Source organism: uncultured Subdoligranulum sp. (genome assembly GCF_963931595.1).
Classification (GTDB): domain Bacteria; phylum Bacillota; class Clostridia; order Oscillospirales; family Ruminococcaceae; genus Gemmiger.
The window spans coordinates 1,628,384-1,653,720 of record NZ_OZ007030.1; the positions used below are offsets into that span (position 1 = coordinate 1,628,384).

Below are 25,337 nucleotides of genomic sequence, written 5' to 3' on the forward strand. Positions count from 1 at the left end.
AAAACGGAGGATTTTTGCGGTATGGTTAGTACAAAAGAACCGAAAACACACCGCTACAGGAGGGCTATTATGGCAATGAACGAAATGGACCGCAACGCCTTGACTCCGGAACAGCGCGACGCCCGTCTGGCTTTGGACGTGGAGCGGCTGCTGCGTTTTGGACGCAAGCACAAACTCATCAAGGACCTGGATGTGCTGGTGGCGCGCAACACGCTGCTGGATCTTCTGGCCCTGCAGGCTCCCAGCGACAGCAAACCGCCCAAGGAGAACCCCGAGACGCCCGCTGCCCTGCTGGATGAGATGGTGGAATTGGCCTCCCAGAAAGATCTGTTTGACGGCACGGTGCCCCAGTACCGCATCAACTTCGAGACCCGCCTGATGGGCGCCCTGATGCCCCGGGAGAGCGAAGTCTGCAAGAAGTTCAAGAAACTCTACGAGCGCAAGGGCGCCAAGGCGGCCACCGACTGGTTCTACGACCTGTGCGTCGTCTCCAACTACATCCGCACGACCCAGATCGCCAAGAACATCCAGTGGAATTCCGCCAGCCCCTACGGCGATCTGGAGATCACCATCAACCTGACCAAGCCGGAAAAGGACCCCAAAACCATCGCCCTGGAGCGGCTGCAGCCCAAGTCCGGCTACCCCGCCTGCATGCTCTGCAAGGAGAACATCGGCTATGCCGGGCGCATCAACTTCCCGGCCCGCCAGACCCACCGCATCGTACCCATCACGCTGGCCGGCCAGCAGTTCTACCTGCAGTACAGCCCCTACGCCTACTTCCATGAGCACTGCATCATGCTCCACGAGACCCACAAGCCCATGGAGATGGACCGCCAGACCCTGGCGGAGATCTTCGACTTTGTCTCCCAGTTCCCCCACTACACCTGCGGCTCCAACGCCGACCTGCCCATCGTGGGCGGCAGCATCCTGAGCCACAGCCACTTCCAGGGCGGCCGCTACGTCTTCCCCATGCAGAAGGCTTCCATCGCCGTCCCCATGACCGATATCCGCTATCCCGGTGTCCGGGCCGGTATCCTCAACTGGCCGGTGTCCACCGTGCGGCTGATCGGCCGCAGCAGCCAGCAGACCCAGATCGTGGCCAACAACATCCTCACCGCCTGGCGCAACTACAGCGACGAGAGCGTGGGCATCCTCTCCCATACCGGGGATACCCTCCACAACACCGTCACCCCCATCCTGCACTACGATGAGAAGGACGGCTACATCCTGGACCTGGCGCTGCGCAACAACCGCACCAGCGAGGAATACCCCGACGGCATCTTCCATCCCCACAAGGAATACCACAACATCAAGAAGGAAAACATCGGCCTCATTGAGGTCATGGGTCTGGCCATCCTGCCCGCCCGCCTGAAGGACCAGGGCGCCCAGATTGCCGAGATCCTGTCCGGCCAGCGCCCCAACACCAGCCGGGAGGAGGGCTCTCCCCTGGCGGTCCACGCCGACTGGATTGACCAGCTGATCGCCAAATACGGCACCTCCATGGCTCCCCAGGAGGCCAACAACGCCGTCAAGCAGGAGATCGGCACCGTCTTCAGCCACGTGCTGGAGAACGCCGGCGTCTTCAAACAGGACCGCAATGGCCAGGATGCCTTCCTGCGCTTCATGCAGAGCGTGGGCTTCCGGGCTCTGTGATTTCCTGACAAAACAAAAATCCGGGAAGGCAATGCCTTCCTGGATTTTTTGTGCTGCTTTTTCTGCAACAAAAAAGCTCCGAACCACTTGGTCCGGAGTTTTGTGGTGGAGATGAGGGGGATCGAACCCCTTACCTCCTGCATGCCATGCAGGCGCTCTCCCAGGTGAGCTACACCCCCACAGGTCTTGCCGTCATCGCTGACAGCTTTATTAGTATAGCAGCCTTTTCCCTTTTTGTCAAGCACTTTTTCGAGTTTTTTCTCTTGATTCCTTTTTTGCCTTCCCGCGGTTTCCAGCCGATCCTTCAAAACGACCCGTTTTGCTCCTGCGCAACCTTGGCCAGGCAGACCTGCGTTTTCCGATGCCCTGCACCGCCGGGCCATCCCAAAGGGAACAACAAAAAAATCCGGATCCATTCAAGGATCCGGATTCAAATATGGTGGAGGATGGGGGACTCGAACCCTCGACCTCTGCGATGTGAACGCAGCGCTCTAACCAGCTGAGCTAATCATCCATAACGGGGTCAACGCTGATTATTATACGGCATTCACTCCGTTTTGTCAACCCCATTTTTGGATATTTTCGGGAAATTACTTGCTCAGCGCGGCCACCAGGGCATCCAGCTGGGCACGGCTCGCCTCGTTCAGCGCGCTCTTGATGCTGACCGTCTCATCCAGGATGGTCAGGTTCTTGCTGTTCTCCAGCATCTTGCGCATCACACGGCCGGCCGTGGGCGCCCAGGTGCCGTTCTCGATGATGGCCACCGTGCGGTTCTGGTAATTGCGCTCGGTGAGATGCTCGATGAAGCTGCGGGTGAACGGGAAGACCTCGCCGTTGTACGTCGGAGAGGCCAGCACCAGCTTGCTGTAGCGGAACGCCTGGGCCACCGCCTCGGCCATATCACAGCGGGCCAGATCCATCACCGTCACGTCCACGCCGTTGGCGCGCAGCTTGTCGCCCAGCTCCTCGGCCGCCTGCTTGGTGTGGCCGTAAATGGAGCTGTAGGCCACCAGCACGCCCTCCGTCTCGGGACGGTAGGCGCTCCAGGTATCGTAGGCCGCCAGCACGTCGGCCAGCTGCTCCTTGTGCAGCACCGGGCCATGGAGCGAGCAGACCGTCTCGATGTCCAGGCCGGCAGCCTTCTTCAGCACAGCCTGCACCTGCATGCCGTACTTGCCCACAATGCCGATGTAGTAACGGCGGGCTTCGGGCAGCCAGGGCTCCTCCACATCCAGGGCGCCGAACTTGCCGAAGGCGTCGGCGCTGAACAGCACCTTGTCGGCGGCGTCATAGGTCATGATGACTTCCGGCCAGTGCACCATGGGGGCGGTGACAAAGTGCAGGGTATGCTTGCCCAGCTCCAGGGTGTCCCCTTCCTTGACGATGACGCTGCGGCTGGTGAAGTCGATGTCAAAGAACTGCTGCATGATGGCGACAGCCTTGGAGGAAGCCACGATCTTCGCCTCCGGGTAGGCCTGGGCAAAGGCGTACACCGAGCCGGAATGGTCGGGCTCCATGTGCTGCACCACCAGGTAATCCGGCGTGCGGCCGCCCAGGATTGCCGCAATGTTGGTCAGCCAGGCATCGGTAAAATGGGCGTCAACGGAATCCATGACTGCCACTTTCTCGTCCTGAATCAGATAGGAATTGTATGCCATGCCGTTGGGCACCTTGTACTGCCCTTCGAACAGGTCCACGTCATGATCGTTGACGCCTACGTACAAAATATCCTTGGTGATTTCCATTGTGGTAAACCTCCCTGAAATTCTTACAAATTCACCTACAGAAGACAGTATACCATACTTCTGCCGTTCTGTCCCCCTGTTTTTGCAAAAAATTCCTGCAAACGCAAAAAAGATTCCCTGTGCGGGAAGCACAGGGAATCTTGCAGTATCTGTCAGCGCACCTCGGGGGCCGGCACCTCTGCGTCCATGGGACGGGGGGCGCTTTCCACCCACTGGATGGCTTTCTTGGGGCACTTGGTCGCACAGGTACCGCAGCCATTGCACTTGGTGTAGTCGATAACAGCCACGTTGTCCTTGAGGAAGATGGCCTGCTGCGGGCAGTTGCGCACGCACAGCCCACAGGCAATACAGCCCACCTTGCAGGTCTTGTTGACCAGGGCGCCCTTGTCCTTGTTGGAGCACTTGACGGCGGGCTGGGGGGCAATGGGCTTCATCTGGATGACCTTGCGCGGGCAGACCGCCGTGCAGGCTGTGCAGCCGGTGCACTTGCTGCGGTCCACAACCGCCACACCCTTGACCACATGGATGGCGTCAAACTTGCAGGCGCGGGTGCAGTCCCCCAGGCCCAGGCAGCCGTAGGAGCAGGCGCTGGGGCCGCCGGCCACCGCTGCCGCGGCGGCGCAGGTCTGGATGCCCTTGTAGTCGAACCGCTTGCCGCAGTTCTCGCCGCCGGCACAAATCACCGTGGCCCGCATGCTGGGACGGTCGGTCTCCTCGGCGCCCATGATGCGGTTGATGGCGTCGGTGGCTTTGTCGCCGCCGGGAGCGCACTTGTAGGTGGGCGCGCCGTCCTCCACGATGGCCTTGGCGTAGTCGGCACAGCCGGCATAGCCACAGCCGCCGCAGTTGGCACCGGCCAGGCATTCGGTCACCTGGGCGATGCGCGGGTCCTCATACACCGCCATGAACTTGGAGGCCAGCACCAGAATAAAGCCGCCGATCAGGCCCAGCACCACCAGCACCACGATAGCAAATACGATCGGGTTCATTTTCCGTATTCCCCTTTCTCACAGAATCGCGTTGATGATGTTCTCCACCAGGCCGCCGAAGCCCATGAAGCTCAGCGAGGTGATGGCCGCCGAAACCAGCGTGATGGGCAGGCCCTTGAAGCTCTCCGGCGGGTTGGAGTTTTCCACCCGCTGGCGCACGCCGCAGAAGAGCAGCATGGCCACCAGGAAGCCCACACCGGCGCCCGCCGCGCAGATCAGCGCCTCAGCGTAAGCCAGACCGAAGCCGGAGGCCTCCACGATGGCGGAGTAGTCCTGCACGGCCAGGATGGTCACGCCCAGCACGCAGCAGTTGGTGGTGATGAGCGGCAGGTAGACGCCCAGCGACTGGTACAGGGCCGGGACGTAGCGCTTCAGGGTGATTTCAATGAGCTGGACCAGCACGGCGATGACCAGAATGAAGATGATGGTCTGCATGTAGCCCAGGTTAAAGGCATCCAGCAGGAAGATCTGCAGCGGGAAGGTGACCGCCGTGGCGATGACCATGACCGCAATGACGGCCATGCCCATGCCCACCGAAGAATCCAGCTTCTTGGAAACGCCCAGGAAGGGGCAGATGCCCAGGAACTGCACCAGCACGTAGTTATTGACCAGGATCATGCTGAAGAAGATGGTGGCAAAGGTTGCAATCTGGGAACTCATGCTTCAGCGCCCCCTTTCTGCTCGGTCTTGGCGGCATCGATCTGTTCCAGCATCACGTCGCCGCAGGTCTTGCGCTCGATGGGCTTGTTCAGCTTGCGCTCCAGCCAGACACAGCCGGCCATCAGGCAGCCGAAGACGAAGAAACCGCCGGGCGCCGAGTTCATGATGGTCATGCGGTCGACGCTCTCGGGAATGATGGTGATGCCCAGCCAGCTGCCGCTGCCGATGATCTCACGGATGGAGGACATGAGGGTCATGGTCAGGATGTAGCCGATGCCCATGCCCAGACCGTCCAGGGCGGAATCCACCACGGTGTTCTTGCAGGCAAACATCTCGGCACGGCCGAGGATGATGCAGTTGACGACGATCAGCGCCAGGAAAACGCCCAGCGACTTGTACAGTTCCGGCACAAAGGCCTGCAGCACCATCTGCACCACCGTGACGAAAGTGGCGATGATGACGATGTAGCAGGGCAGATGCACCTTGCCGGGGATGACCTTGCGCAGCGCCGAAATGACAATGTTGGAGCAGACCAGCACGAAGGTCATGGACAGGCCCATGCCCACGGCGCCGGAAACGGTGGTGGTGACGGCCAGGGCGGAGCAGCAGCCCAGCACCAGGCGCAGCACGGGGTTCTCACGGATGATACCCGCGGTAAAGACTTTCCACTTGCTCGGTTTTTCCGCCATCGTTACATACCCCCTTTGATTTCGTTGGTATAGCAGTCGATGGCCGCGTTCACGGCAGTAAAGACCGCATTGCTGGAATAGGTGGCGCTGGCCACGCCGTCCACCGGGTTGCCGCTGGAGACCGCTCCCCCGTTCCAGCCAATGAAGCCGGAGGTGAAGCTCTCGTCGGCCACCTTGGAGCCGATGCCGGTGGTCTGGGTGGAAGCGTCCACGCTGATGTTGGAGATGGTGCCGTCCATGTCAAAGGCCACATAGACGGTGACATCCTTGCCGGAATAGCCGGAGGCAACCGCCTTGACCGCCGCGGCACCCGCGCTGGTGGTGACAGCGCCCTCCACGTCGGGAGTGGTGATGTCGGTCACTTCGGTGAGGTCGGCGTCGGTGGTACCCTCGGGCAGCACCGACAGATAGGCGGCCAGCGTCTCGGCCTTGGTGTTGGCGTCGATGATGGGGGCGGTCACGTCATTGAGGACCGCCAGCAGGGCGCTGCACACCAGGCAGATGACCACCAGCACGATGACCGGCAGCACCAGTTCCTTGAAGGCGCTCTGCTTTTCCGGAGTCTGGTTGTTCGCCATCAGTCAGCACCCCCTTCCTTTTTGGCTTTTGCTTTTTTGGCTTTCTTGTAGCCCAGCGGCACCTGATGGCCCCAGGCGTTGAACCAGGGCACCATGAGGTTGCCCAGCAGAATGGCGAAGCTCATGCCCTCATTCATGCTGGCGAAGTGGCGGATGAGGAAGGTCACCAGGCCGATGAAGATGCCGTAGAACAGCTTGCCCTTCGTCGTGAACGGGCTGGTGACGTAGTCGGTGGCCATGAAGACCGCGCCGAACAGAAGGCCGCCCGCCATGCACTCCATCAGGGCCACGTAGGGGTCCCGGGTGTAGAGCAGCGTCAGGATGTAGCAGGTGGCCACGATGCTCACCGGAATGGTGGCCTGAACGGTGCCGGTGGCCAGCAGAATGGCAAAACCGGCCAGGATGGCCAGCACGCAGGTTTCACCCAGCATGCCGCCGTGCAGGCCCAGGAACATATCCAGGAACTTGACGGCGCCCAGGTCCACCGAGGAGGAGAGCGGCGTGGCGGAAGCCAGGGCATCCACCGCCATATCGGGGTAGACGTAGGCCGTCATGCGGGCGGTGAAGCCCAGGAACAGCACGATACGGCCCACCAGGGCGGGGTTGGCGAAGTTGTAGCCAATGCCGCCGAACAGCTGCTTGGTGATGACGATGGCCACAAAGGCGCCCACCACCGCGATCCACAGCGGCATGCCCACCGGCATGTTGAGGGCCAGGATAATGCCGGTGACCACGGCGGAGAGATCCCCCACCGTGTTCTGTTTATGGGTCAGGATTTCGTACAGATATTCAAACGCCACGCAGGCAAAGGTGGTGACGACCACCTGCACCAGCGCCTGCACGCCGAAAATCAGGGCCGAGGCCAGCACGCAGGGCAGCAGGGCGATGACAACATAGCCCATGAGGCCGCGGGTGGTGGAATGGTCCCGGATATGCGGCGAGGCGGTTACCAGCAGACGATCTTCCATGGTTATTTGCCTCCTTTCCGCACTTCAGAGAGATACCACGCCTTGGCCAGCGTCATGGTCTGGCTGACGGGGCGCTTGGCCGGGCAGGCATAGCTGCAGCTGCCGCAGGCCACGCAGAGATCCACGCAGCGGGCCTTGAGGGCCGCAAAGTCCTTGTTGTTGAAGGCTTCCGCCACCACAACGGGCTCCAGACCCATGGGGCAGGCGTCGATGCAGCGGCCGCAGCGGATGCAGGCGGAGGCTTCGGGCAGGTTGGCCGCCTGTTTGCTGAAGAGCAGCAGGCCGTTGTTCTGCTTCAGCACGGGGAAATCCGCGCTGGGCGCAGCGCCGCCCATCATGGGGCCGCCGAAGATGATCTTGCCCAGCTCCACGTCGGGCTTGATGCCGCCGCAGGCCTCGATCACATCCCGGTACAGCGTGCCGATGGGCACTTCCACGTTCTGGGGCTTGACGATGGCGTCGCCCTCCACCGTGACGCGCTTGGTGATCAGCGGCATGCCGGTCTTGAGGTACTTGCCCAGGGTGGACACGCTGGTCACGTTCATGATGATGCAGCCCACGTCGGCGGGCAGGCCCGCCTTGCCGGAGGGGCCCACCTGGGGGACTTCCCGGCCGGTGCAGGTCTCCACCAGCGTCTTCTCGGCGCCCTGGGGATAGCGGGTGGGCAGCGGTTTGACGCTGACGCCCGGCATATTCCGGGTCAGAGAATACATCTGGTCGATGCACTCGGGTTTGTTGCGCTCGATGCCGATGATGCAGTTGGGAATGTTGCAGTACTTCATCACGGCGGCAATGCCCGAGATGATGGTATCGCTGCATTCCAGCATTTCCCGGCAGTCGGTGGTCAGGTAGGGCTCGCACTCCGCCGCGTTGATGAGCAGCGTGTCGACAGTGTCGGCGGCCAGCTTCACATGGGTCGGGAATCCGGCGCCGCCCACGCCCACCAGACCGCAGGCCTGAATGGCCGCCAGCAGGCTGGCTTTGTCGGTGACGGTGGGCGGTACACAGGCCGGGTCAATGGTCTGCTGACCGTCCGTCTTGATGGCCACCGCGGTGGTCATTGCACCGTTGACCATCCGCATGGGTGCCACATCCTGCACCGTGCCGGATACGCTGGAGTGAATGTTGGCGCTGACAAAGCCGCTGGCTTTGCCGATCAGCGTGCCAACCATGACAGTGTCGCCCTTCTTGACGACAGGTTCCGCCGGTGCGCCGATGTGCATCGACATGGGAATGATGACATGCTCGGGCACCGGCATCTTGACGGTCGGCTGTCCTGCTGTCGCCTTCACATGCGGCACGCTCGCGCCTTTGGCCGAACGCTTTAGGGACTTGAACAAGCTATTTCCCCCATTTCCTTGTTATTTCGGGCATCGCCGCGGAGCCGGCAGGCCAGCCTCGTCCGACAATACCCCATGTATACTCCATCATTTTACCATGTTGCCACGGCAAGTCAAGGCGTGGTTTTTGGCAACTGGGGGGATTTTGTCCAATCCCGCAATTTCTGCAACAATTTACGCAAATGTCGCAAAGGATGTACAATGTTTGCATCCCGCCGCCGGGTATGGTATGATAAGGATATCATCGTTTGGCCGTCATTTTATAAAGGAGGCAGCTATGAAACATCTTGCCAAAATCCTGGCTCTGCTGGCCGCGGCCGGCGGGCTGCTGGCTCTGACCGCACTGCTGTGCCGGCGGCACAAACGCCGTCGCCGCGCCCGCTACCTGACGCTGTACAGCCATTCCTCCTGAAATCGCAAAACCGCCCCGGCAGGGATGCCGGAGCGGTATTTTTGTATATACAGGTTTTACAGGTCGATCTCCTGCAGGCGGAGCAGCGCCAGAATATAGATCTTCAGCGCTTCCATCAGCTTCTCAAAGGGCGCGCCCTCGTTGGCACCGTGCATGGGGCCGGCAAAATCCGGAATGGCCAGGTCGGTGTGCTCCGGGCCGAAGCTCACCGCGTAGGGGAAGTGCCGCGCATAGGTGCCGCCGCCCATGGTGAAGGGGGTCTTGTTCTCCCCCGTCACCTCGTTGTAGGTGGTGATCAGCGTCTGGATGGCGGGGCTGTCCGCCTCGATGTAGAAGGGCACCTTGCTGGTCAGATGCTCCAGATGGGCCGCGTCGCCGCAGACCTTCTCCAGGGCAGCGGTCATCTTGTCGGGGTCGGTGTTGGTGGGATACCGGCAGTCAAAGCTCTGGCGGATCACACCGTCCTGCATCTCGATGGTGCCGCCGATGATGGTCAGCGGGTCAAACAGCCCGTCGTTGGCCGCAATGCCCAGGGCGCTGCCGTCGGTGGAGGCGTGCAGCGTGTGCAGCACCTCCAGGTAGGCCCGCTCCTGGGGCGTGCAGAAGTCGTTGGCCAGCAGGCAGTCCACCAGCAGGGCGATGGCGTTCACCGTGCCCGCCGGCATGGCCGCGTGGCCGCTCTTGCCCCAGCCGTGCAGCACCGTGGTGCCGTTCTCCCCTGCCTCGGCGGTCACACCTTCGGTGAGCTTGACGGCCTCGGGGGCCACCCGCACCGTGCAGCTGGCCTGGTTGGGCACCGCGTTGCGGGCCACACCGCCTGCAAAGTCCAGGATGGCGCCCTTTTCCAGTTTGGGGCTGACGAACTCACCGTTGAAGCCGCCCTTCTCGCCGTTGCACACCGGGAATTCGGCGTCCGGCGTGAAGCAGAAGGCCGGCATGGGGTAGTGCTCGGCGTAGTAGTCCACGTCATGCATGTTGGTCTCCTCGTTGGCGCCCAGCAGCGCGCGCACGGGGTACTTCAGCGCCACGCCGTTGTCCTTGAGGTATTTCAGCGCGTACAGGCAGAGGATGCCGGGGCCCTTGTCGTCCGCCACGCCGCGGCCCAGCAGCCAGCCGTCTTTCACCCGCACGGTGTAGGGGTCGGCGTCCCAGCCGTTGCCCTCCGGCACCACGTCCACATGGGTGATGGTGGCCAGGAATTTCTGGCCCTCCCCAATGGGGCCGGTCTCGGCCCAGCCGATGTAGCCGTCGGCATTATGGGTCTGCAGGCCCAGCTCGGCGGCGATCTCCAGGGCCTTGTCCAGGGCGGCCTTGGGCCCGGCGCCGAAGGGAGCCCCCGGCTCCGGCGTGCCCTCCACACTGGGCACCGCCACCAGGCGGGTGATGTCCCGCAGGATATTCTCGCGGTTCTGTTCAGCAAAGGCGTCGATGGACGCCCAACGCGGATCGTTCATGGAAGTACCTCCCAAAATCAATGTAGGTTGCCCTTAGTATAGCACAGCCAAATAAAATGTAAAGGCTTTGCCCGCCCGCCTTGACAGCCGGTTTATTTTGTGATATATAGTATTTAGCAATGCTAAACATTTAGAAAGGAGGATTGCAGGTGGCAGACAGTGAGCAGCGTTTTGCACAGCAACTGAAAAAGGGCGTGCTGGAAATGCTGGTGCTGCGGCTTTTGTCCGACGCCCCCGGCCACGGCTACCAACTGATCGTGCGCCTGCGGGAGAGCAGCGGCGGCCTTCTGGAATTGAAGGAAGGCACCCTCTACCCCATTCTCTACCGGCTGGAGGAGGAGGGCTGCATCACCTCGGCCTGGAACAGCCCGGACCAGGCCAGGCCCCAGGGCCGGGTGCCGCGCCGGGTCTATTCCATCACCGAAACCGGGCAGGCCGTACTGGCCCGGGAGACCGCCGCCTGGCACCGCTTTGCAGCCTGTGTGGACCAATATCTGAGGAGGGACCCATCATGAAACGGAAAATCGGAAACACCACCATCGACATCCTGCCCCCCGTCAAGCGGTACATGAACGCCATAGAGCGGCGACTGCGGGTGGACGGCCCAACGCGGCTGCGCATCATGACCGAGCTGGCCGGGGACTTTGAGAGCCGCCGGGAAAGTGGCCAGAGCGACGAGCAGATCATGGCGGAGCTGGGCACCCCCGCCCAGGTGGCCGCCCAGTTCAATGCAGCCTTCGGGGCGCCGCGCCTCGACCGCCGTTGGCGGTGGGCTTTTGTGGCGGCGGCCGTTCTGGTGGCGGCGCTGGCGGTGCTGCCCGGCCTGCTCGCCCCGGGCGGGGCAACCTCCGTGGGAGTGATCGGCGGCGCGGACGGTCCCACCAGCATCTACGTGACTGCCTCCCCGAATCAAAACTTGGTGAGCATTTTCCCCTGGCTGCTGGGCTGTGCCGGCGGGTTTCTGCTGCCTGTCTGGCGGCGTCCCCGTTCCGGGCAGGGCGGGGGCGCTTCCCTGCTGCTCTGCGGCCTGGGACTACTGCCGCTGTGTATCGTCATCATGGAGCTGGGGGTGGTGGCCTACACCGGCCAGCTGCCCACGGCCCAACTGGGTGCCGCCTGCTGGGCGCTGCTCACCGGATTTTTCCGCAACGGCGAATGGCTCTGCGCCGCCGTATTGGCCTGGGCCATCTGGGACCGGCGCCGGACCAAAAAGGCGGCTGAGCATAGCGTGGAAAAAAATTGAAGAAAAAAATGAAAGCCGGGGTTGACAACCCCGGCTTTCCATGCTAAAATAATACTCGCATTTGGCGGCAGCCACTGTGGAGAGGTGTCCGAGTGGTTTATGGAACTGGTCTTGAAAACCAGCGATTCGCGTGAGCGGACCATGGGTTCGAATCCCATCCTCTCCGCCATTTTGTATAACAAGTGAATAGATTATCACTTTGACTTGTGGAGTAATACTCAAGAGGTCGAAGAGGCGCCCCTGCTAAGGGCGTAGGGTCCGAAAGGGCCGCGAGAGTTCAAATCTCTCTTACTCCGCCAACAAAACCCGCGATGCATCGTAAGATGTTCGCGGTTTTTGATTTTTTATAAAGTTCAAGAGCCCTGTCTTGCCGACAGGGCTCTTTTGTTTGCAGGAATTACCCGCAGCATTTGCTGCAGGGCGTATAGCCGCGGCTTTCCGCCTGGGCGCGGGTCATGGGCACGGCGTCCTGCATCCGGCTGCAGTTGGGGTCGGTGTGGTACTTACTGCCGTTGCCGCTGCCCGCCACATACACGGTATCCCCCTGCGGCAATCCATATTCCTGTGCTGCATCTGTTTTCCCATCCTCGTCCGGGGTCGGTGCCGGGGTGGCCGTCTCCACAGGCTGAACGGTGGGTTCGGCCGTCGCGGTTGGCGCCGGCTCCTGTGAAGTGGCCGGCGACGCCGTGGGAGATGCTGCGGCCGTGGGGGCAGGTACAGCATCTTCCATCGCGGAGGGCTGCGGTGCCGCCTGCGCGGCCTGCCCTTCGGATATCGGTGCAGGTACGGCGGCCAGCATGACCAGCGTCGCAGCTGCCAGAATAGCCTCCTTGGCAAAGCGCGGTGCGTCCGGCGGCAGGATCCTCTTCCAAAGGGCACGGACCGGCGCCAAGGGCAGGGCCAGCACCGCGATGCACAGCCCCACGATGCCTGTCACGGAAAAGAGGCTGCAGGCCGCCACCTCCCCCAGACACAGGGCGATGAGCAGCCATCGGCAGACAGTTTTTGCCTTTTTCATGGGCTTCGCCTCCTGGGCAGCGGCTTACTCCCCTGCCGGCAGCAGAATGTCACTGGCCACCGGTGTAAGGAACCTGGTGCGGAAATCCGCCAGGTCCCGGCACTGGGGCAGCAGATGCATTGTCTTGGTCACCACCGCCTCCAGCGTCATGTCGTAGGCCTCGATGACGCCGTAGGTCTGCTTGATCTGGTGGCCCACCTGGTAAACGCTCATGTCGCTGCCCTCGTAGATCACCTGGGTGGTCATGATGACCACCTTGCCGGCCTCCATCCAGGCGCCCACCTCCCGGGCAAAATCCGCCGTGGCGTAGTAGGGCACGCCGCCCACGCCGAACCCTTCCACAATCAGGGCATGGTAGGCCGGGCGGAGCAACCGCAGCACATCGGGCCGGATGCCGGGGATCAGCTTGAGCACAAAGACCGACGGGTCCAGTTCCAGGTTGGCCGCAGGACGGCCCAGTCCCTCCGGCATGGGCAGCACCGGGTAGACCTTCCGGTCCCGGATGCGGGCCACCTCGGGGTAGCCGATGCTGGAGAAGGCGTGGTAACTCTTGGTGCGCAGCTTTTTGGCCCGGGTGCCCAGCATGACCTGGCCGTCAAAGACGATGGTCACGCCCCAGGCGCAGCGGGAGGAAGCATAGAGGAAGGCATCCAGCAGGTTGCGGCGGCCGTCGGTCTCCCGGTCGCCGATGGAGTTCTGAGCCCCCGTCAGCACGATGGGTTTGCGTGCGCCGGGCAGCATATAGCTCAGGGCCGCCGCTGTATAGGCCATGGTATCGGTGCCGTGGGTGATGACAAAACCGTCATAGTCATCATAGGCTTCCAGAATGGCCCGGGCGATGGTCTTCCAGTGTTCGGGATGTACGTTGGTGCTGTCCAGCTGAAAGAGCTGCCGCGTTTCCACCTGGCAGATTTCCTGGATCTCGGGCACCGTGCGCAGCAGTTCCCGGCTGGTCAGCTGGGGAACCTTGCCCTCCTCTGTTTTCAGCGTGGCGATGGTGCCGCCGGTGGCCAGCATCAGGATCTTCTTCATGATGGTTCCTTCCCTTCCCTGCAGCGGTGCCGCACGGGAATGTTCCTTGTTTTGTCGCTGTGGCACACAGCAAACCCGCCCGGATGTTGCCGGGCGGGCGTTGGTTGTATCAGTAGGTGGTGATGGTGGTGCCGGGGTAGTAGTGCAGCAGGATGTCCTGATACCCCCAGCCGTTCTGGGCGTATCCGATGGCGCCCCACTGGCTCATGCCGCAGCCGTGACCGTAGCCATACACATCGAAGATAAAGCAGTCCATGCCGGCGTCATAGCTGACGGTAAAGCACTGGCTGCGCAGGCTGCGGCCGTCCACGCTCTGGCGGGCCAGCAGGTTCTCGCGGAACCAGCGTCCGCTGACCGTCTCGCTGTTGCCGTCGGGGCCCACCTGGATCTTGGCCACCCAGCCGTACTGGTTGGCCGAAAGGATCTTGAACCAGTTGTTGGGGTCCACGCCGGACAGATCAATGCCCAGCTCGGACTTGATGCGGTCCTGCAGCGTCTGGCGGGAGAACCGGGCCGTGCCGCTGCTGTTGCCGTTGGTGTTCCAGTTGCTGGCCACCGACTGGTCGTAGGGGCTGTCCACCGCCTGCAGCCAGGGGCGGTCATTGCCCCACACATCAGCCGCCGAAGCGGTGCCGGTGCTGGCCGAAGCGAAATAGGGCGTAAAGCAGACCTGGCCGTTGTAAGTAATCAGCACGCGGGCCACTTCCTGGGCAGCCGCCAGGGCCGTGGCACCGGGCGTGGTGCCCGCCACCGACGGGTACCCCGACTGGCTGAGAATCCAGCAGTGGGTGGCCACGCACTGGGCCTTGTAGGCTTCCGCCGGGGCGTTGGGCCCCAGCTCGTTCTGGGCCACCATGGCCAGGCACTGCACCAGGTCCATGGTCTGGGCGGTGCCGTTCATCGTCACATTGATGGTGTCGCCGCCGGAGGAGGTGTTCCCGGAATCGCCGGAACTGCCGGAATCGGTGGAAGAAGAGCTGTCGCCGCCCTCACTGGAGGCCGACTCCGAAGGTGCCTCGGTGGGCGTTTCGGTGGGCGCCGGCGTGGGGGTGGCCACCACCTGATCCACCGTCACCGTCTGTTCCGGCAGACCGCCCTCGGCGCCCTGGTTCAGATCGGACTCCGATTCGTTGCCGGAGCCCGCCACGTCGGTCAGGCCTGCCAGCAGCTTGTCGGTGCTGGCCAGGATGGCGTCGGTCTGGGACTGCATGTCGGCGATCTTGTCGTCCAGATTGCTGCCGGAGGTTTCCTCCTCCTGCTGGGCGCCGTTGTTGCGGTTGGCCGCACTGGCGGCGCTCTGCTGGGCATACCGGTCCACGCTGGCGCTGAGCAGACTGCTCACCGCGGGCATGGGCTGGTCCTTGCGCTGATACTGCAGCGCCGTCAGCAGCGGTTCTTCCGCCGCCGTGATGGAGGCGCCGTCCAGCGCCGCGGCCTCGTCCTCGTCGATGAGCCGTCCCGTGACGCAGAGCAGAACGCCCTGCTCACTGGTGGTGCTGGTCAGCGTCAGGAAGTGGGAGTCGTCGCCGAACTCCACGTTGGTCTGCCACAGGCTGCGGGCCTGGATGCCCGCCACAAAGGACAGGTAGTCGTAATAGTTGGACAGGTCGGTGCTGCCGTACAGATCGAAGGCGCCCTCCCCTTCCTCGGCGGGGTCCAGGTAGTAGACCGCCACCACCTTGAAGCGGTAGGTGCCGCTTTGCAGGTAGAGGGTAAAGCCGCTGTTTTCCTTGATGACATCCTCCTGGGCCAGCGACGCGTAGCTGTCGCCGGTGCATTCCAGTACGGTGTTGCCCGCCGTGGCCTGGTCCAGGTTGCTAGCCGTGGCAAAGCGGGTCAGCACGGCCGGAACCGCGTTTTCCCCGGTGCCGGGCTGGGTGCCTGCTGCGTAGACCAGCGTGCCGTCCAGCCCGGGCCAGCCCAGGTAGCCCACCGCGCCGGGACGTTTCTCCAGGGCGTTGGCCAGGTAGCTCTCCGCCGTGTCGTCGTACACCGTGGTGCCGTAATTCTTGGCTGCCGGGCGGGTGCCCAGGTCGTTGCGGAAGAACCACCACAGCGCCCCCACGCCGGCCAGAATCAGCAGCAGGATGACGATGAGGATCATCGTCACGGTGCGGCGGCGACGGCGCTCGGTGCGCTCGATGATGGCAAGGCTCCGGTTCTTGATGCTGGACGCCGCGGGCGCGTCGGAACGGACCCGCGCTGCGGGTTCCTTTTTGGCCGGGCGGCGACGGCTCTGGGCAGCTGCCAGTTCAGCCTCGTCCTCCTCCGAGAACAGCCGGGTGGCCGCCTTGGTGAAATCCTCCGCCGTGGTGGTGCGGCCGGCGGCGGCATCGGCTTCATCGGCCGCCTGGGCCGCTGCCAGGGCCTGGGGATCCAGTTCCGCCGAGAAATCCGGCACATCCCCGTCCAGCAGGGAGGGTGCCGGGTCCTTCTGCCCGGAAGGATAAAGCGGCGTATCGTAGTTTTCCGTTTCCCGGGTGCGGCGGCGGCGCGCTGCCGTGGCCGCCTGGGGGCCGGCGGTGCGGATGTTCATGGGGTCGGTGTTGTCGCTGCCCGCCGTGTCCAGATCGGTCTCGAACTGGATGGTGCCGGTGGGGGCCGTGTCCACCGCGGGCTGGCGCGCCGTATGGGCGGCCGGCCGGGGGGCCGTATAGGCGGGCGGGCTCTCCGGCTCCGCCGTATCAAAGTCCATCATCGGCTCAAAATCCGCCGTGTGGTCGGCGTCCTGGGTGGCGGGGGTGCGGCGGCGCAGCGAAAACCGCACCGTGTTGCCCCGCTCCCGCCCTGCCTCGGACACCAGCAGCAGCGGATGTTCCCGCCCGGGGCGGAAGGTGATGCAGGAATCGGTCAGCCGCAGCCCCTGCATGCGGCGGCGCAGCAGATCGAGAATCTGGTTGCCGATGGCCGCATCGCTGAGTTCGGGCGGCAGCGCACAGGCCACGGCGCCGTGGCGGTCGCAGATCAGCACAAAGGGACACTGCCCCACGGTGGCCGGCATGTAGGCCGCCGCAAAGTCGGCGCCGGTGACCTGCATGGCCGACACCGCCCGGCCCGCGGCCGCCTGGACCACATCGCCGGGGAATTTCTTCAGCAGCTGGGGCGGCACCTTGATCTGGCGCTCCCGCTGGGGGTCCGCATAGCTCTCGGTACCGAAGTCAAACACCGCCTCGCTGTGGGACAGCGGCTGCAGCAGGCTGCCCACCAGACGGCCGGTGGTTTCGTCCACCGCCACCAGCAGCTTCCGCTTCTGCAGCATCAGGTCCAGCGTTGCCTGGGCCAGGCTGGTCTCCCCCGTGCCGAATACGTCGTCGCCGAATTTGGCGCGCAGGCGCTGCACCCATTTCTCGCAGTACTGTTCGGCCATGGCCCGGTTGGGCGCACTCACCTGGACGCAGACGGCGAATTCTCCGTCCCGTTCCAGCAGGCGCAGCCCCGGGCAGCCGTCGTCACGGATCTGCCGCAGCACAGCCGACACTTCGGCCGCGGTGGGGCCGAATACGCGCAAAATTTTGAGTTGTGTGTTGACCATGATCTGCCTTTCTTTCGGTACTCAGATGTTGCTCTCCTGGGGCGGCGTCTGGGGCGTGACGGCCATGCCGTCCGGCACCGGCAGTTCCAGTGCCATCCGCCGCAAAAGGTCCAGGGCATACAGGGCTGCCCGGGCGCGGATGATGCTGCGCTCGTGGTAGCCGCCCAGGACCAGCCGCAGCAGCCAGCCCCGGTTGGTGCGGGCGTCCGCCCCCGCCAGGTAGACGGTGCCCACCGGTTTGCCGGGCAGCGCCCCGCCGGGGCCCGCCAGGCCGGTGATGCCCACCGCCAGCTCCGCGCCGGAAGCCCGGGCGGCACCGAAGGCCATGGCCACCGCCACCGGGCCGGACACCACGTTGTATTGTTCGATGAGGGCGGCGTCCACCCCCAGCAGTTTCTGTTTGGCGGCCTCGGCGTAGGTGACAAAGCCGTAGCCGAACACCTCGCTGGAGCCTGGCACGTTGGTGAGCCGCTGGGCGATCATGCCGCCGGTGCAGCTTTCCGCCGTGGCGGCGTGCAGGCCTTTTTCCCGCAGGATGCGCACCACGGTGTATTCCAGGGCGGGCACGTCCACATCGTAGGCCGCATCCCCCAGGATGTCCCGGAACTTCTGCAGGTAGGCCTTGCAGGAGCGTTCCGCCGCTTCCGGGGTGGCTTCCCGGGCGGTGATGCGGATCTCGCTCTCCCCCGTCTTGCAGTAGATGGCCGCCGTGGGGTTGGTGCTCTCAAAGAGGGGCGCCACCTTGGTGGCAATGCTGCTCTCGCCCCCCAGCACCCGCAGCGTGTGGGAGTGGATCGTGCAGTTCTGGCGCTTCTGCAGTGCCGGGCGGATCTGCTGGGTCCACATCCCCTTCATCTCCCGGGGCACCCCGGGCATGAGCACGGCGCAGTGGCCGGTGCTGTCCTCAAACCAGGCGCCGGGGGCGGTGCCGAAGTCATTGACGATCTTATGGCCGATGGTGGGCACCATGGCCTGTTTGCGGTTGTTGGGGGTGGGCTTGCGGTTGGTGCGGGCGAAGAAGGCGAGAATCTTCTGCCATTCCTCCTCGTCAAAGTGCAGCGTATCGCCGAAAGCCTGGGCCACCGTCTCCTTGGTCAGGTCGTCCTCGGTGGGGCCCAGCCCGCCGGAAAACACCAGCAGGTCGCTGCGCTGCCGTGCCCGGTTCACGAGATCCCGCAGACGCTCGGGGTTATCCCCGATCACATGCTGGTGGAGCACACTGATGCCCAGCTCGGCCAGTTCCCGGCTCAAGAACTGGGCGTTGGTGTTGAGGATATCCCCCAGCAGCAGCTCGGTGCCCACACAGATGATCTCTGCCGTCACAGCAAGTCCTCCTCCCCCATGCGGATGGCAATCTTCTCCACGTTTTCAGCGGCCTCACTCTCCAGCGCCCGCAGGTCGGGCATACCCTCCTCCGCCGCCAGAATCTCGGCCAGCGTGGGGTTGGTCTTGGGATGGGGCGGCGTGAAGATGGTGCAGCAGTCCTCGTAGGGCTCGATGGAGGTATCAAAGGTGCCGATCTTGCGGGAGAGGGCGATGATCTCGGTCTTGTCCATACCGATGCAGGGCCGCAGCACCGGCAGGTCCTGGGCGGCGTCGGTGCAGACCATAGCCGCCATCGTCTGGCTGGCCACCTGGGCCAGGCTCTCGCCGGTGATCAGCGCCTGCAGTTCCAGTTTGGTGGCCACCTGGTTGGCGATGCGCAGCATGCTGCGGCGCATCAGCACGGTGAACAGCACGTCGGGGGCGTGGTCCCGGATGTATTCCTGGGGTTTGGTGTAGGGCACCACAAACAGCGTGCAGTTGCCGGTGTATTCCACCAGTTCTTTGGCCAGCTTTTCCACCTTCAGTTTGGCCCGCAGGCTGGTGTAGGGCGGGCTGGCAAAGTGGATGTGATGCAGCGCCAGGCCCCGGCGCGCCATGCACCAGGCCGCCACCGGGCTGTCGATGCCGCCCGAAAGCAGGTTCAGCGCCCGGCCGCTGGTGCCCACCGGCAAACCGCCGGCGGCCTCCACCTTGGGGCCGTGGACGTAGGCCGCGTGGTCGCGGATCTCCACCATGATCTCCAGCTGGGGATGGTGCACATCCACCCGCAGATGGTGGTGCTTATCCAGCAGGTAGGCGCCCAGCTCCCGGCAGATTTCGGGGCTCTTCAGCGGATAGGACTTGTCGGCACGCTTGGCCTCCACCTTGAAGGTGCGTACTCCCCGCAGCGCCTGGCCCAGGTAGGCCTCCGCCGTCTCACAGATGGCCTCAAACTCCTTGCCGCACTCCACGGCGCGGCTCATTTTGACGATGCCGAACACCCGGGAGACGCGGCGGAACGCCTCGTCCATATCCAGGTCGTCCTCCAGCGGTTCGATAAAAACCGTGCTCTGGGCCTGGTATACTTTGAACTTGCCCAGCGGTTCCAGCCGCCAGCGGATGATCTTGGCAAGCCGTGCTTCGAACTTGCCGCGGTTCAGGCCCTTGAGGGTCATCTCCCCCTGGTAGGCCAGAATAATCTCTTTCATGTGGTAATGCCTTTCCTTCAGATATGCTGCAGACTCTGCAGACCGTTTTTCAGCCCGTCCAGCAGGGCGTCCACATCCTCGTCGGTGTTGTCGGCGCAGAAGCTGACCCGCAGCGCCGTGTGGATGATGCGCTCATCACAGCCCATGGCCTGCAGCGTGTGGCTGGGTTCGCCCTTGTCGCAGGCGCTGCCCCCCGACACCAGCACCCCGCGGGTGTTCAGGTAGTTGATGAAGGTCTGGCTGTTGATGCACCCGGTGGAGAAGTTCAGCACCTCGGGCACCGCATCCTCAGGGGAATTGACGGTGATGCCGGGCAGTTCCGCCAGCCCCTGCCGCAGGCGGTGGTTGAGGGCTTCGATCTGTTTTGTGCGGGCCCGCATGCCCTGGTAGCCTTTGGCCGCCGCCAGACCCAGGCCCACGATATAGGGGGTGTTCTCGGTGCCGGGACGCAGGCCCCGCTCCTGATGGCCGCCGCAGTAGGGCGGGCGCAGCGTCTGGCGCTGGCTGTCCCGCACGAAGAGCGCCCCGATGCCCTTGGGGGCATGGATTTTGTGGCCGGACACCGACAGGGTATCCACCCCGGCCCACTTCTGCAGGTCGATGGGCATGCGCAGCCAGGCCTGCACCGCGTCCACATGGAAATGGGTGCGGCTGTTGCGGGCCTTGATGCCTGCCGCCAGGGCGGCAATGTCCTGCACGGCGCCGGTTTCGTTGTTCACCGCCATGCAGGAGGCCAGCACGGTGTTCTTGTCCACCGCGGCCAGGAATTTCTGGATGTCCAGGTGGCCGTCCGCCTCGGGCAGGATCTCCACCACCTCAAAGCCTTCGTTTTTCAGCGCGCGGGCCGCAAGCTGCACGCTGGGGTGTTCAAACCCCGAGACCACCACCTTGTGGCCCCACTGCCGCCGGGGCATGGCCGCGCCCCAGATGGCCATATTGTTGCCTTCGGTGCCGCAGCCGGTGAAGTAGATCTCATCGCTGCGGCAGTGCAGCGTTTTGGCGATGCGGGCCCGGGCATTTTCGATGCCGTCCTGGGCAGCCACCGCCGGGTCGTAGAGGCTGCTGGGATTGGCCCACAGTTCCACCAGCGCATCGTGGATGACCTCGGTCACCGCCGGGTCGATGCGGGTGGTTGCGGCGTTGTCCAGATAATGAAGCTGGGGGTCGGAAAGCATACTGATTCCTCACATTTTTGCACAAAATTATACAGGATAAATTATACACGCCCGCCGCCCGAAAAACAACCGCTCACACAAAATTTTTTCTCCGTTTTGGCACAGAAAAACCGCGGCCCGGCTTTCCACCGTTCCGCGGCAAAAATGTACGCTTATTCGCCGAAATCCTCCGCAGCCTTCTTCATCATCTGGCGGATGGGCAGGTTGTAGGGGCAGCGGGTCTCGCAGGCACCGCACTGCACGCAGGCGCTGGCCTTCACTTTCAGGGTAGCGTACCGCGCCCTGCCCCAGTCCGCAAGGCCGTACCGGTTCAGGTATCCCTGGAACAGAAAGACGTTGGGAATGGAGATGCCCACCGTGCAGGGCGCGCAATAGTTGCACCGGCGGCAGAACTGGGTGCCCAGGGCGTCCCGCACCTTCTGGCAGGCCGCCTGCTCCTCCTCGGTGAGGGGGGCGATGTTGTCGGCGCCCTTCACGTTGCTTTCCAGCTCCTCGGGGGCCGCCATGCCGGGGATGGCCACCGTCACGTTGGGGTTGGACAGCACATACCGCAGCGCCAGACGGCCGTCCTCGATGGCGCCGCCCGCCAGCGGTTTCATGTCGATGAAGCCCTTGCCCATTTCGGCGCAGCGGCGGATAAGCTCCGCCCCCTGCTGCTCCACAATGTTATAGGGGAACATGATGGTCTCGATCTCCGGCACCTCCAGCGCCGCCTCAAAGACCGCCGCCAGGTGGGCCGTCAGGCCGATATGCCCCACCACGCCCTTGGCCTTGGCTTCCAGCAGGGCTTCCAGGGAACCGCCGGGGGCGAGAATTTTCTTCAGGTCCTCCATGCTGGGGTTGTGGAACTGGTAGAGTTCGATGTGGTCGGTGCGCAGGTTTTTCAGGCTGGCGGCCAGCTCGGCCTCCATGTCGGCTTTGGTCAGGGCGCGGCACTTGGTGGCCAGCACAAAGGCATCCCGCAGCCCCAGCTCCTCCAGCGACTGGCCGATCCAGCCCTCGCTGACCGTGTAGGCGCGGGCGGTATCGATGTAGTTGATGCCGGCCTCGTGGGCTGCCTTCAGCAGCGCCCGGGTGCCGGGCTGGTCGATGCGCTGGATGGGAATGCCGCCGAATCCCAGGCGGGAGATTTTCAGGCCGGTCTGGCCCAGTTGTACGTATTGCATGCGATTCGCCTCTTTTTGCTGTTTTTGTCTACCTTTGTATTATAGGCAACTTTTCCGCAAAATTCCAGCCCCGTCCCCAGCTTTTGATTGACAAAATCCCGCAGGTGCGATAGGATTACAGCTATAATCCATTTATATAAATCACGTATGAGGACAACGGAGGGAATACTGCCATGAAATACGGGTTTATCGGCTGCGGCAACATGGGCGGCGCCGTCGCGCGCGCCGTCTGCAAGGGGGCCGGTGCCGGCGACGTTCTGCTTGCCAACCGCACCCCGGCCAAAGCGCAGAAGCTGGCCGACGAGCTGGGCTGTGCCTACGGCACCAACGAACAGGTGGCGGGGCTGTGCGACTTTATCTTTCTGGGCGTCAAGCCCCAGATGATGGAGGATATGCTGGACGCCCTGGCCCCGGTTCTGGAATCCCGCGCCGAGAGCCGCCCCTTTGTGCTGGTGTCGATGGCCGCCGGGCTTTCCATGCACCAGATCCGCCAGATGGCGGGCAGCGGCTATCCCATCATCCGGATGATGCCCAACACCCCGGTGGCGCTGGGCGCCGGCATGATCCAGTACTGCTACGATGACGTGGAGCCCGAACAGCTGCAGGAGTGGCTGTCCGCCATGGCCCCCGCCGGCCAGCTGGACGAGGTGCCGGAGAGCCTCATCGATGCGGCCAGCGCCGTGTCGGGCTGCGGCCCCGCCTGGGTGTACCAGTTCATCGAAGCCCTGGCCGACGGCGGTGTGGCCGCCGGTCTGCCCCGGGCCAAGGCCCAGGAGTACGCCGCCCAGACGCTGCTGGGCAGTGCCCGCATGGTGCTGGAAAGCGGCCAGCATCCCGGCGTACTGAAGGACGCCGTCTGCAGCCCGGGTGGCTCCACCATCCAGGGCGTGCGCCTGCTGGAAGAGCGGGCCTTCCGCGGCGCGGTGACCGATGCCGTCATTGCCGCCTACGAGAAAACGAAAGAATTGGGGAAGTAAATCTATGCGAATCGTCGTGAAGGTCGGCACCAGCACGCTGGCCCATCCGGGCGGGCTGCTGAACATCCGCCACACTGAAGCTCTTGTGAAGGTGTGGAGCGACATCAAGAACGCCGGCCACGAGCTCATCGTGGTGTCGTCGGCCGCCACCGGCCTGGGCGTGGGCAAGCTGCAGATCCAGAAGCCCCAGGACATCACCACCAAGCAGGCGGCCGCCGCCGTGGGCCAGTGCGAGCTGATGTACACCTACGACCGGCTCTTCGGCCAGTACAACCACACGGTGGCCCAGATGCTGCTGACCTGGGAGGACTTCGACCACGAAAACCGCCTGCGCAACCTGTGCAGCACGCTGGAACGGCTGCTGCAGCTGGGCGCCATCCCCATTATCAACGAGAACGACCCTGTGGCCATCGAGGAGTATTCCCTGGGCGACAACGACACGCTGGCGGCGCTGGTGGCCCAGTGCATCCACGCCGATCTGGTGGTGCTTTTGTCCGACATTGACGGGCTGTACACCGCCGATCCCCACAGCAATCCCGATGCACGCCTGATTCCGGTGGTGGAGGAGATCACGCCGGAGATCGAGCGTCTGGCCGGCGGGGCGGGTTCCTCCCTGGGCACAGGCGGCATGCTGACCAAAGTGGTGGCTGCCAAGCGGGCCACCAGCGCCGGTGTGGATATGATCATCGCCAACGGCGCCCACGCCGATATCCTGTATGACATTCTGGAGGGCAAGCCTGTGGGCACCCGGTTCATCGGAAAGAAGGAGAGATTGCAATGACCACCCAGGAGATCCTGCAGCTGGCCCAGGGCGCCCGTATGCCCCTGGCGCTGGCCGACACCCACGCCAAGAACCAGGCGCTGGAGGCCATGGCGGTGGCGCTGATCGCCGCCCAGGACGAGATTCTGGCCGCCAACCGCCAGGACCTGGAGGCCGCCCGGGGCCGCGTCAGCGACGTGATGCTGGACCGGCTGGCCCTGACTTCCTCCCGCCTCACCGACATGGCCAAGGGCATCCGGGAAGTGGCGGCCCTGCCGGACCCGGTGGGCACCGTGCTGCGCAAGATCGTGCGGCCCAACGGTCTGATCATCGAGAAGACCGCCGTTCCCATGGGGGTCATCGCCATCATCTACGAGAGCCGCCCCAACGTCACCAGCGACGCCGCCGCCCTGGCCATCAAGGCGGGCAGCGCCTGTGTGCTGCGCTGCGGCCGGGATGCCTGGAACAGCTGCCATGCCATCGTGCAGGCGCTGCAGGCCGGGCTGCGCAAGGTGCACCTGCCGGAGCATGCGGTCAGCCTGATCGAGGATACCAGCCACGCCAGCGCCAACGAACTGATGACCGCCGACGGCCTGGTGGACCTGCTGATTCCCCGGGGCGGCGCGGGCCTCATCCGCGCCTGTGTGGAGAACGCCACCGTCCCCTGCATCCAGACCGGCACCGGCGTCTGCCACGTGTATGTGGACGCAGCGGCCGACCTGGAGATAGCGGTGCGCATCGTGGAGAACGCCAAGACCAGCCGTCCCAGCGTCTGCAACGCCGAGGAAGCGCTGCTTGTCCACCGCGCGGTGGCGGAGCAGTTCCTGCCCATGGTGAAAAAGTGCCTGGTGGACGACCGTGCCGCTGCCGGCATGACCCCGGTGGAGCTCCATCTGGATGCCGCCGCGGCCGCCATCATCGACGGGGTACCCGCCGCGCCGGAGGATTTCGACACCGAATACCTGGACTACAAGCTCAGCGTGGCGGTGGTGGATTCCCTGGAGGAGGCCATCTCCCACATTGCCAGGCATTCCACCCACCACAGCGACGCCATCGTCACGGCGGACAAGGTGGCCGCCCAGCGGTTTGCCGCCTGCGTGGACAGTGCCGCCGTCTACATCAACGCCAGCACCCGCTTTACCGACGGCGGTGAGTTCGGCCTGGGCTGCGAGATGGGCATCAGCACCCAGAAGCTCCACGCCCGGGGTCCCATGGGCCTGGCGGAACTGTGCACCTACAAGTACATCATCCAGGGCAACGGACAGGTCCGCGGCGGTGCCGCATCCATGCTGCAGACGCCCTGCCACTGAGAAACCTTCTGTAAACAGCCAATGCCCCGCAGCGGTGAAATGACCGCTGCGGGGCATTTTTCTTTGGCCGGGAAATACACAAGGGGCGGCCCGGATCTTCGGGCCGCCCCTTGCGGAAGTCAT

22 protein-coding genes and 4 tRNA genes are annotated in these 25,337 nt (G+C 63.8%); 9 read left to right on the plus strand and 17 right to left on the minus strand.

Annotated elements, in window-relative coordinates; all coding sequences use genetic code 11:
• Positions 1-69 precede the first annotated feature (69 nt).
• Positions 70-1,653, plus strand: coding sequence for a UDP-glucose--hexose-1-phosphate uridylyltransferase (locus ABGT73_RS07830; protein ID WP_346669233.1), 1,584 nt, complete (start codon positions 70-72; stop codon positions 1,651-1,653).
• 103 nt (positions 1,654-1,756) lie between these two features.
• Here ABGT73_RS07830 and ABGT73_RS07835 read toward each other — a convergent pair.
• The 9 genes from ABGT73_RS07835 to rsxC all read right to left on the minus strand — a co-directional run bounded on the left by ABGT73_RS07835 (position 1,757) and on the right by rsxC (position 8,622).
• Positions 1,757-1,832, minus strand: a tRNA-Ala gene (locus ABGT73_RS07835).
• A 258-nt stretch (positions 1,833-2,090) separates the two neighbouring features.
• A tRNA-Val gene (locus ABGT73_RS07840) sits at positions 2,091-2,167 on the minus strand.
• Positions 2,168-2,243: 76 nt separating this feature from the next.
• Positions 2,244-3,398 carry an FprA family A-type flavoprotein gene (locus tag ABGT73_RS07845; protein WP_346669234.1) on the minus strand — a complete coding sequence of 385 codons (1,155 nt, stop codon included), beginning with the start codon at positions 3,396-3,398 and terminating at the stop codon, positions 2,244-2,246.
• Between the two features lie 152 nt (positions 3,399-3,550).
• Positions 3,551-4,387 carry an RnfABCDGE type electron transport complex subunit B gene (locus ABGT73_RS07850; RefSeq protein WP_346669235.1) on the minus strand — a complete coding sequence of 279 codons (837 nt, stop codon included), beginning with the start codon at positions 4,385-4,387 and terminating at the stop codon, positions 3,551-3,553.
• Positions 4,388-4,405: 18 nt separating this feature from the next.
• Positions 4,406-5,047, minus strand: coding sequence for an Rnf-Nqr domain containing protein (locus tag ABGT73_RS07855; protein ID WP_346669236.1), 642 nt, complete (start codon positions 5,045-5,047; stop codon positions 4,406-4,408).
• A complete protein-coding gene (locus ABGT73_RS07860) occupies positions 5,044-5,736 on the minus strand; it encodes an electron transport complex subunit E (protein WP_346669237.1) in 693 nt (230 codons plus the stop codon). Before ABGT73_RS07860 ends, ABGT73_RS07855 begins: the two co-directional genes overlap by 4 nt.
• A gap of 2 nt (positions 5,737-5,738) precedes the next feature.
• Positions 5,739-6,314, minus strand: coding sequence for an FMN-binding protein (locus ABGT73_RS07865; protein ID WP_346669238.1), 576 nt, complete (start codon positions 6,312-6,314; stop codon positions 5,739-5,741).
• On the minus strand, positions 6,314-7,282 hold the full coding sequence (locus tag ABGT73_RS07870) for an RnfABCDGE type electron transport complex subunit D (protein ID WP_346669239.1): 969 nt from the start codon (positions 7,280-7,282) through the stop codon (positions 6,314-6,316). Before ABGT73_RS07870 ends, ABGT73_RS07865 begins: the two co-directional genes overlap by 1 nt.
• Before the next feature lie 2 nt (positions 7,283-7,284).
• Positions 7,285-8,622, minus strand: a complete 1,338-nt coding sequence (rsxC, locus tag ABGT73_RS07875) for an electron transport complex subunit RsxC (protein WP_346669240.1) — start codon at positions 8,620-8,622, stop codon at positions 7,285-7,287.
• A 277-nt stretch (positions 8,623-8,899) separates the two neighbouring features.
• Between rsxC and ABGT73_RS07880 the strand changes: the two genes are divergently transcribed.
• Positions 8,900-9,034 (plus strand): hypothetical protein, encoded by a 135-nt coding sequence (locus ABGT73_RS07880; protein WP_346669241.1) that lies wholly within the window; start codon positions 8,900-8,902, stop codon positions 9,032-9,034.
• Between the two features lie 56 nt (positions 9,035-9,090).
• On the opposite strand, the gene ABGT73_RS07885 is transcribed toward ABGT73_RS07880, so the two are convergent.
• Positions 9,091-10,488 (minus strand): Sapep family Mn(2+)-dependent dipeptidase, encoded by a 1,398-nt coding sequence (locus ABGT73_RS07885; protein ID WP_346669242.1) that lies wholly within the window; start codon positions 10,486-10,488, stop codon positions 9,091-9,093.
• Positions 10,489-10,637: 149 nt separating this feature from the next.
• Here ABGT73_RS07885 and ABGT73_RS07890 point away from each other — a divergent pair, with 149 nt between their 5' ends.
• The 4 genes from ABGT73_RS07890 to ABGT73_RS07905 all read left to right on the plus strand — a co-directional run bounded on the left by ABGT73_RS07890 (position 10,638) and on the right by ABGT73_RS07905 (position 12,030).
• Positions 10,638-11,003 (plus strand): helix-turn-helix transcriptional regulator, encoded by a 366-nt coding sequence (locus ABGT73_RS07890; RefSeq protein ID WP_346669243.1) that lies wholly within the window; start codon positions 10,638-10,640, stop codon positions 11,001-11,003.
• Positions 11,000-11,731 (plus strand): HAAS signaling domain-containing protein, encoded by a 732-nt coding sequence (locus ABGT73_RS07895; RefSeq protein WP_346669244.1) that lies wholly within the window; start codon positions 11,000-11,002, stop codon positions 11,729-11,731. The genes ABGT73_RS07890 and ABGT73_RS07895 overlap by 4 nt, the downstream gene beginning before the upstream one ends.
• Positions 11,732-11,809: 78 nt before the next feature.
• Positions 11,810-11,900: transfer RNA gene (locus ABGT73_RS07900), tRNA-Ser, on the plus strand.
• 39 nt (positions 11,901-11,939) lie between these two features.
• A tRNA-Ser gene (locus ABGT73_RS07905) sits at positions 11,940-12,030 on the plus strand.
• Positions 12,031-12,128: 98 nt separating this feature from the next.
• On the opposite strand, the gene ABGT73_RS07910 is transcribed toward ABGT73_RS07905, so the two are convergent.
• From ABGT73_RS07910 to ABGT73_RS07940, 7 genes are all read right to left on the minus strand, one after another.
• A complete protein-coding gene (locus tag ABGT73_RS07910) occupies positions 12,129-12,749 on the minus strand; it encodes a hypothetical protein (RefSeq protein WP_346669245.1) in 621 nt (206 codons plus the stop codon).
• 24 nt (positions 12,750-12,773) lie between these two features.
• Positions 12,774-13,781, minus strand: coding sequence for an asparaginase (locus ABGT73_RS07915; RefSeq protein WP_346669246.1), 1,008 nt, complete (start codon positions 13,779-13,781; stop codon positions 12,774-12,776).
• A 109-nt stretch (positions 13,782-13,890) separates the two neighbouring features.
• A complete protein-coding gene (locus tag ABGT73_RS07920; protein ID WP_346669247.1) occupies positions 13,891-17,313 on the minus strand; it encodes a SpoIID/LytB domain-containing protein in 3,423 nt (1,140 codons plus the stop codon).
• 21 nt (positions 17,314-17,334) lie between these two features.
• Entirely contained in the window at positions 17,335-18,636 is a 1,302-nt protein-coding gene (locus tag ABGT73_RS07925; protein WP_346669248.1) for a competence/damage-inducible protein A, read from the minus strand.
• Complete coding sequence (thiI, locus tag ABGT73_RS07930) at positions 18,633-19,826, minus strand: tRNA uracil 4-sulfurtransferase ThiI (protein WP_346669249.1); 1,194 nt, start codon at positions 19,824-19,826, stop codon at positions 18,633-18,635. The genes ABGT73_RS07925 and thiI overlap by 4 nt, the downstream gene beginning before the upstream one ends.
• Positions 19,827-19,843: 17 nt before the next feature.
• A complete protein-coding gene (locus tag ABGT73_RS07935) occupies positions 19,844-21,001 on the minus strand; it encodes a cysteine desulfurase family protein (RefSeq protein WP_346669250.1) in 1,158 nt (385 codons plus the stop codon).
• A gap of 152 nt (positions 21,002-21,153) precedes the next feature.
• The gene (locus ABGT73_RS07940) at positions 21,154-22,167 is read right to left on the minus strand and encodes an aldo/keto reductase (protein ID WP_346669251.1); all 1,014 of its coding nucleotides are present in this window, start codon (positions 22,165-22,167) and stop codon (positions 21,154-21,156) included.
• A 173-nt stretch (positions 22,168-22,340) separates the two neighbouring features.
• Here ABGT73_RS07940 and proC point away from each other — a divergent pair, with 173 nt between their 5' ends.
• The 3 genes from proC to ABGT73_RS07955 are packed head-to-tail and all read left to right on the plus strand — an operon-like array spanning position 22,341 to position 25,214.
• Positions 22,341-23,144 (plus strand): pyrroline-5-carboxylate reductase, encoded by an 804-nt coding sequence (gene proC, locus ABGT73_RS07945; protein WP_346669252.1) that lies wholly within the window; start codon positions 22,341-22,343, stop codon positions 23,142-23,144.
• Between the two features lie 4 nt (positions 23,145-23,148).
• Entirely contained in the window at positions 23,149-23,925 is a 777-nt protein-coding gene (proB, locus tag ABGT73_RS07950) for a glutamate 5-kinase (protein WP_346669253.1), read from the plus strand.
• Positions 23,922-25,214, plus strand: coding sequence for a glutamate-5-semialdehyde dehydrogenase (locus tag ABGT73_RS07955; RefSeq protein WP_346669254.1), 1,293 nt, complete (start codon positions 23,922-23,924; stop codon positions 25,212-25,214). The genes proB and ABGT73_RS07955 overlap by 4 nt, the downstream gene beginning before the upstream one ends.
• Positions 25,215-25,337 lie beyond the last annotated feature (123 nt).

Coding starts and splice junctions, on each gene's coding strand:
- ABGT73_RS07830 (WP_346669233.1), top strand. CDS start 70: ATGGCAATGAACGAAATGGACCGCAACGCCTTGACTCCGGAACAGCGC.
- ABGT73_RS07845 (WP_346669234.1), bottom strand. CDS start 3,398: ATGGAAATCACCAAGGATATTTTGTACGTAGGCGTCAACGATCATGAC.
- ABGT73_RS07850 (WP_346669235.1), bottom strand. CDS start 4,387: ATGAACCCGATCGTATTTGCTATCGTGGTGCTGGTGGTGCTGGGCCTG.
- ABGT73_RS07855 (WP_346669236.1), bottom strand. CDS start 5,047: ATGAGTTCCCAGATTGCAACCTTTGCCACCATCTTCTTCAGCATGATC.
- ABGT73_RS07860 (WP_346669237.1), bottom strand. CDS start 5,736: ATGGCGGAAAAACCGAGCAAGTGGAAAGTCTTTACCGCGGGTATCATC.
- ABGT73_RS07865 (WP_346669238.1), bottom strand. CDS start 6,314: ATGGCGAACAACCAGACTCCGGAAAAGCAGAGCGCCTTCAAGGAACTG.
- ABGT73_RS07870 (WP_346669239.1), bottom strand. CDS start 7,282: ATGGAAGATCGTCTGCTGGTAACCGCCTCGCCGCATATCCGGGACCAT.
- ABGT73_RS07880 (WP_346669241.1), top strand. CDS start 8,900: ATGAAACATCTTGCCAAAATCCTGGCTCTGCTGGCCGCGGCCGGCGGG.
- ABGT73_RS07885 (WP_346669242.1), bottom strand. CDS start 10,488: ATGAACGATCCGCGTTGGGCGTCCATCGACGCCTTTGCTGAACAGAAC.
- ABGT73_RS07895 (WP_346669244.1), top strand. CDS start 11,000: ATGAAACGGAAAATCGGAAACACCACCATCGACATCCTGCCCCCCGTC.
- ABGT73_RS07910 (WP_346669245.1), bottom strand. CDS start 12,749: ATGAAAAAGGCAAAAACTGTCTGCCGATGGCTGCTCATCGCCCTGTGT.
- ABGT73_RS07915 (WP_346669246.1), bottom strand. CDS start 13,781: ATGAAGAAGATCCTGATGCTGGCCACCGGCGGCACCATCGCCACGCTG.
- ABGT73_RS07920 (WP_346669247.1), bottom strand. CDS start 17,313: ATGGTCAACACACAACTCAAAATTTTGCGCGTATTCGGCCCCACCGCG.
- thiI (WP_346669249.1), bottom strand. CDS start 19,826: ATGAAAGAGATTATTCTGGCCTACCAGGGGGAGATGACCCTCAAGGGC.
- ABGT73_RS07935 (WP_346669250.1), bottom strand. CDS start 21,001: ATGCTTTCCGACCCCCAGCTTCATTATCTGGACAACGCCGCAACCACC.
- ABGT73_RS07940 (WP_346669251.1), bottom strand. CDS start 22,167: ATGCAATACGTACAACTGGGCCAGACCGGCCTGAAAATCTCCCGCCTG.
- proC (WP_346669252.1), top strand. CDS start 22,341: ATGAAATACGGGTTTATCGGCTGCGGCAACATGGGCGGCGCCGTCGCG.
- proB (WP_346669253.1), top strand. CDS start 23,149: ATGCGAATCGTCGTGAAGGTCGGCACCAGCACGCTGGCCCATCCGGGC.
- ABGT73_RS07955 (WP_346669254.1), top strand. CDS start 23,922: ATGACCACCCAGGAGATCCTGCAGCTGGCCCAGGGCGCCCGTATGCCC.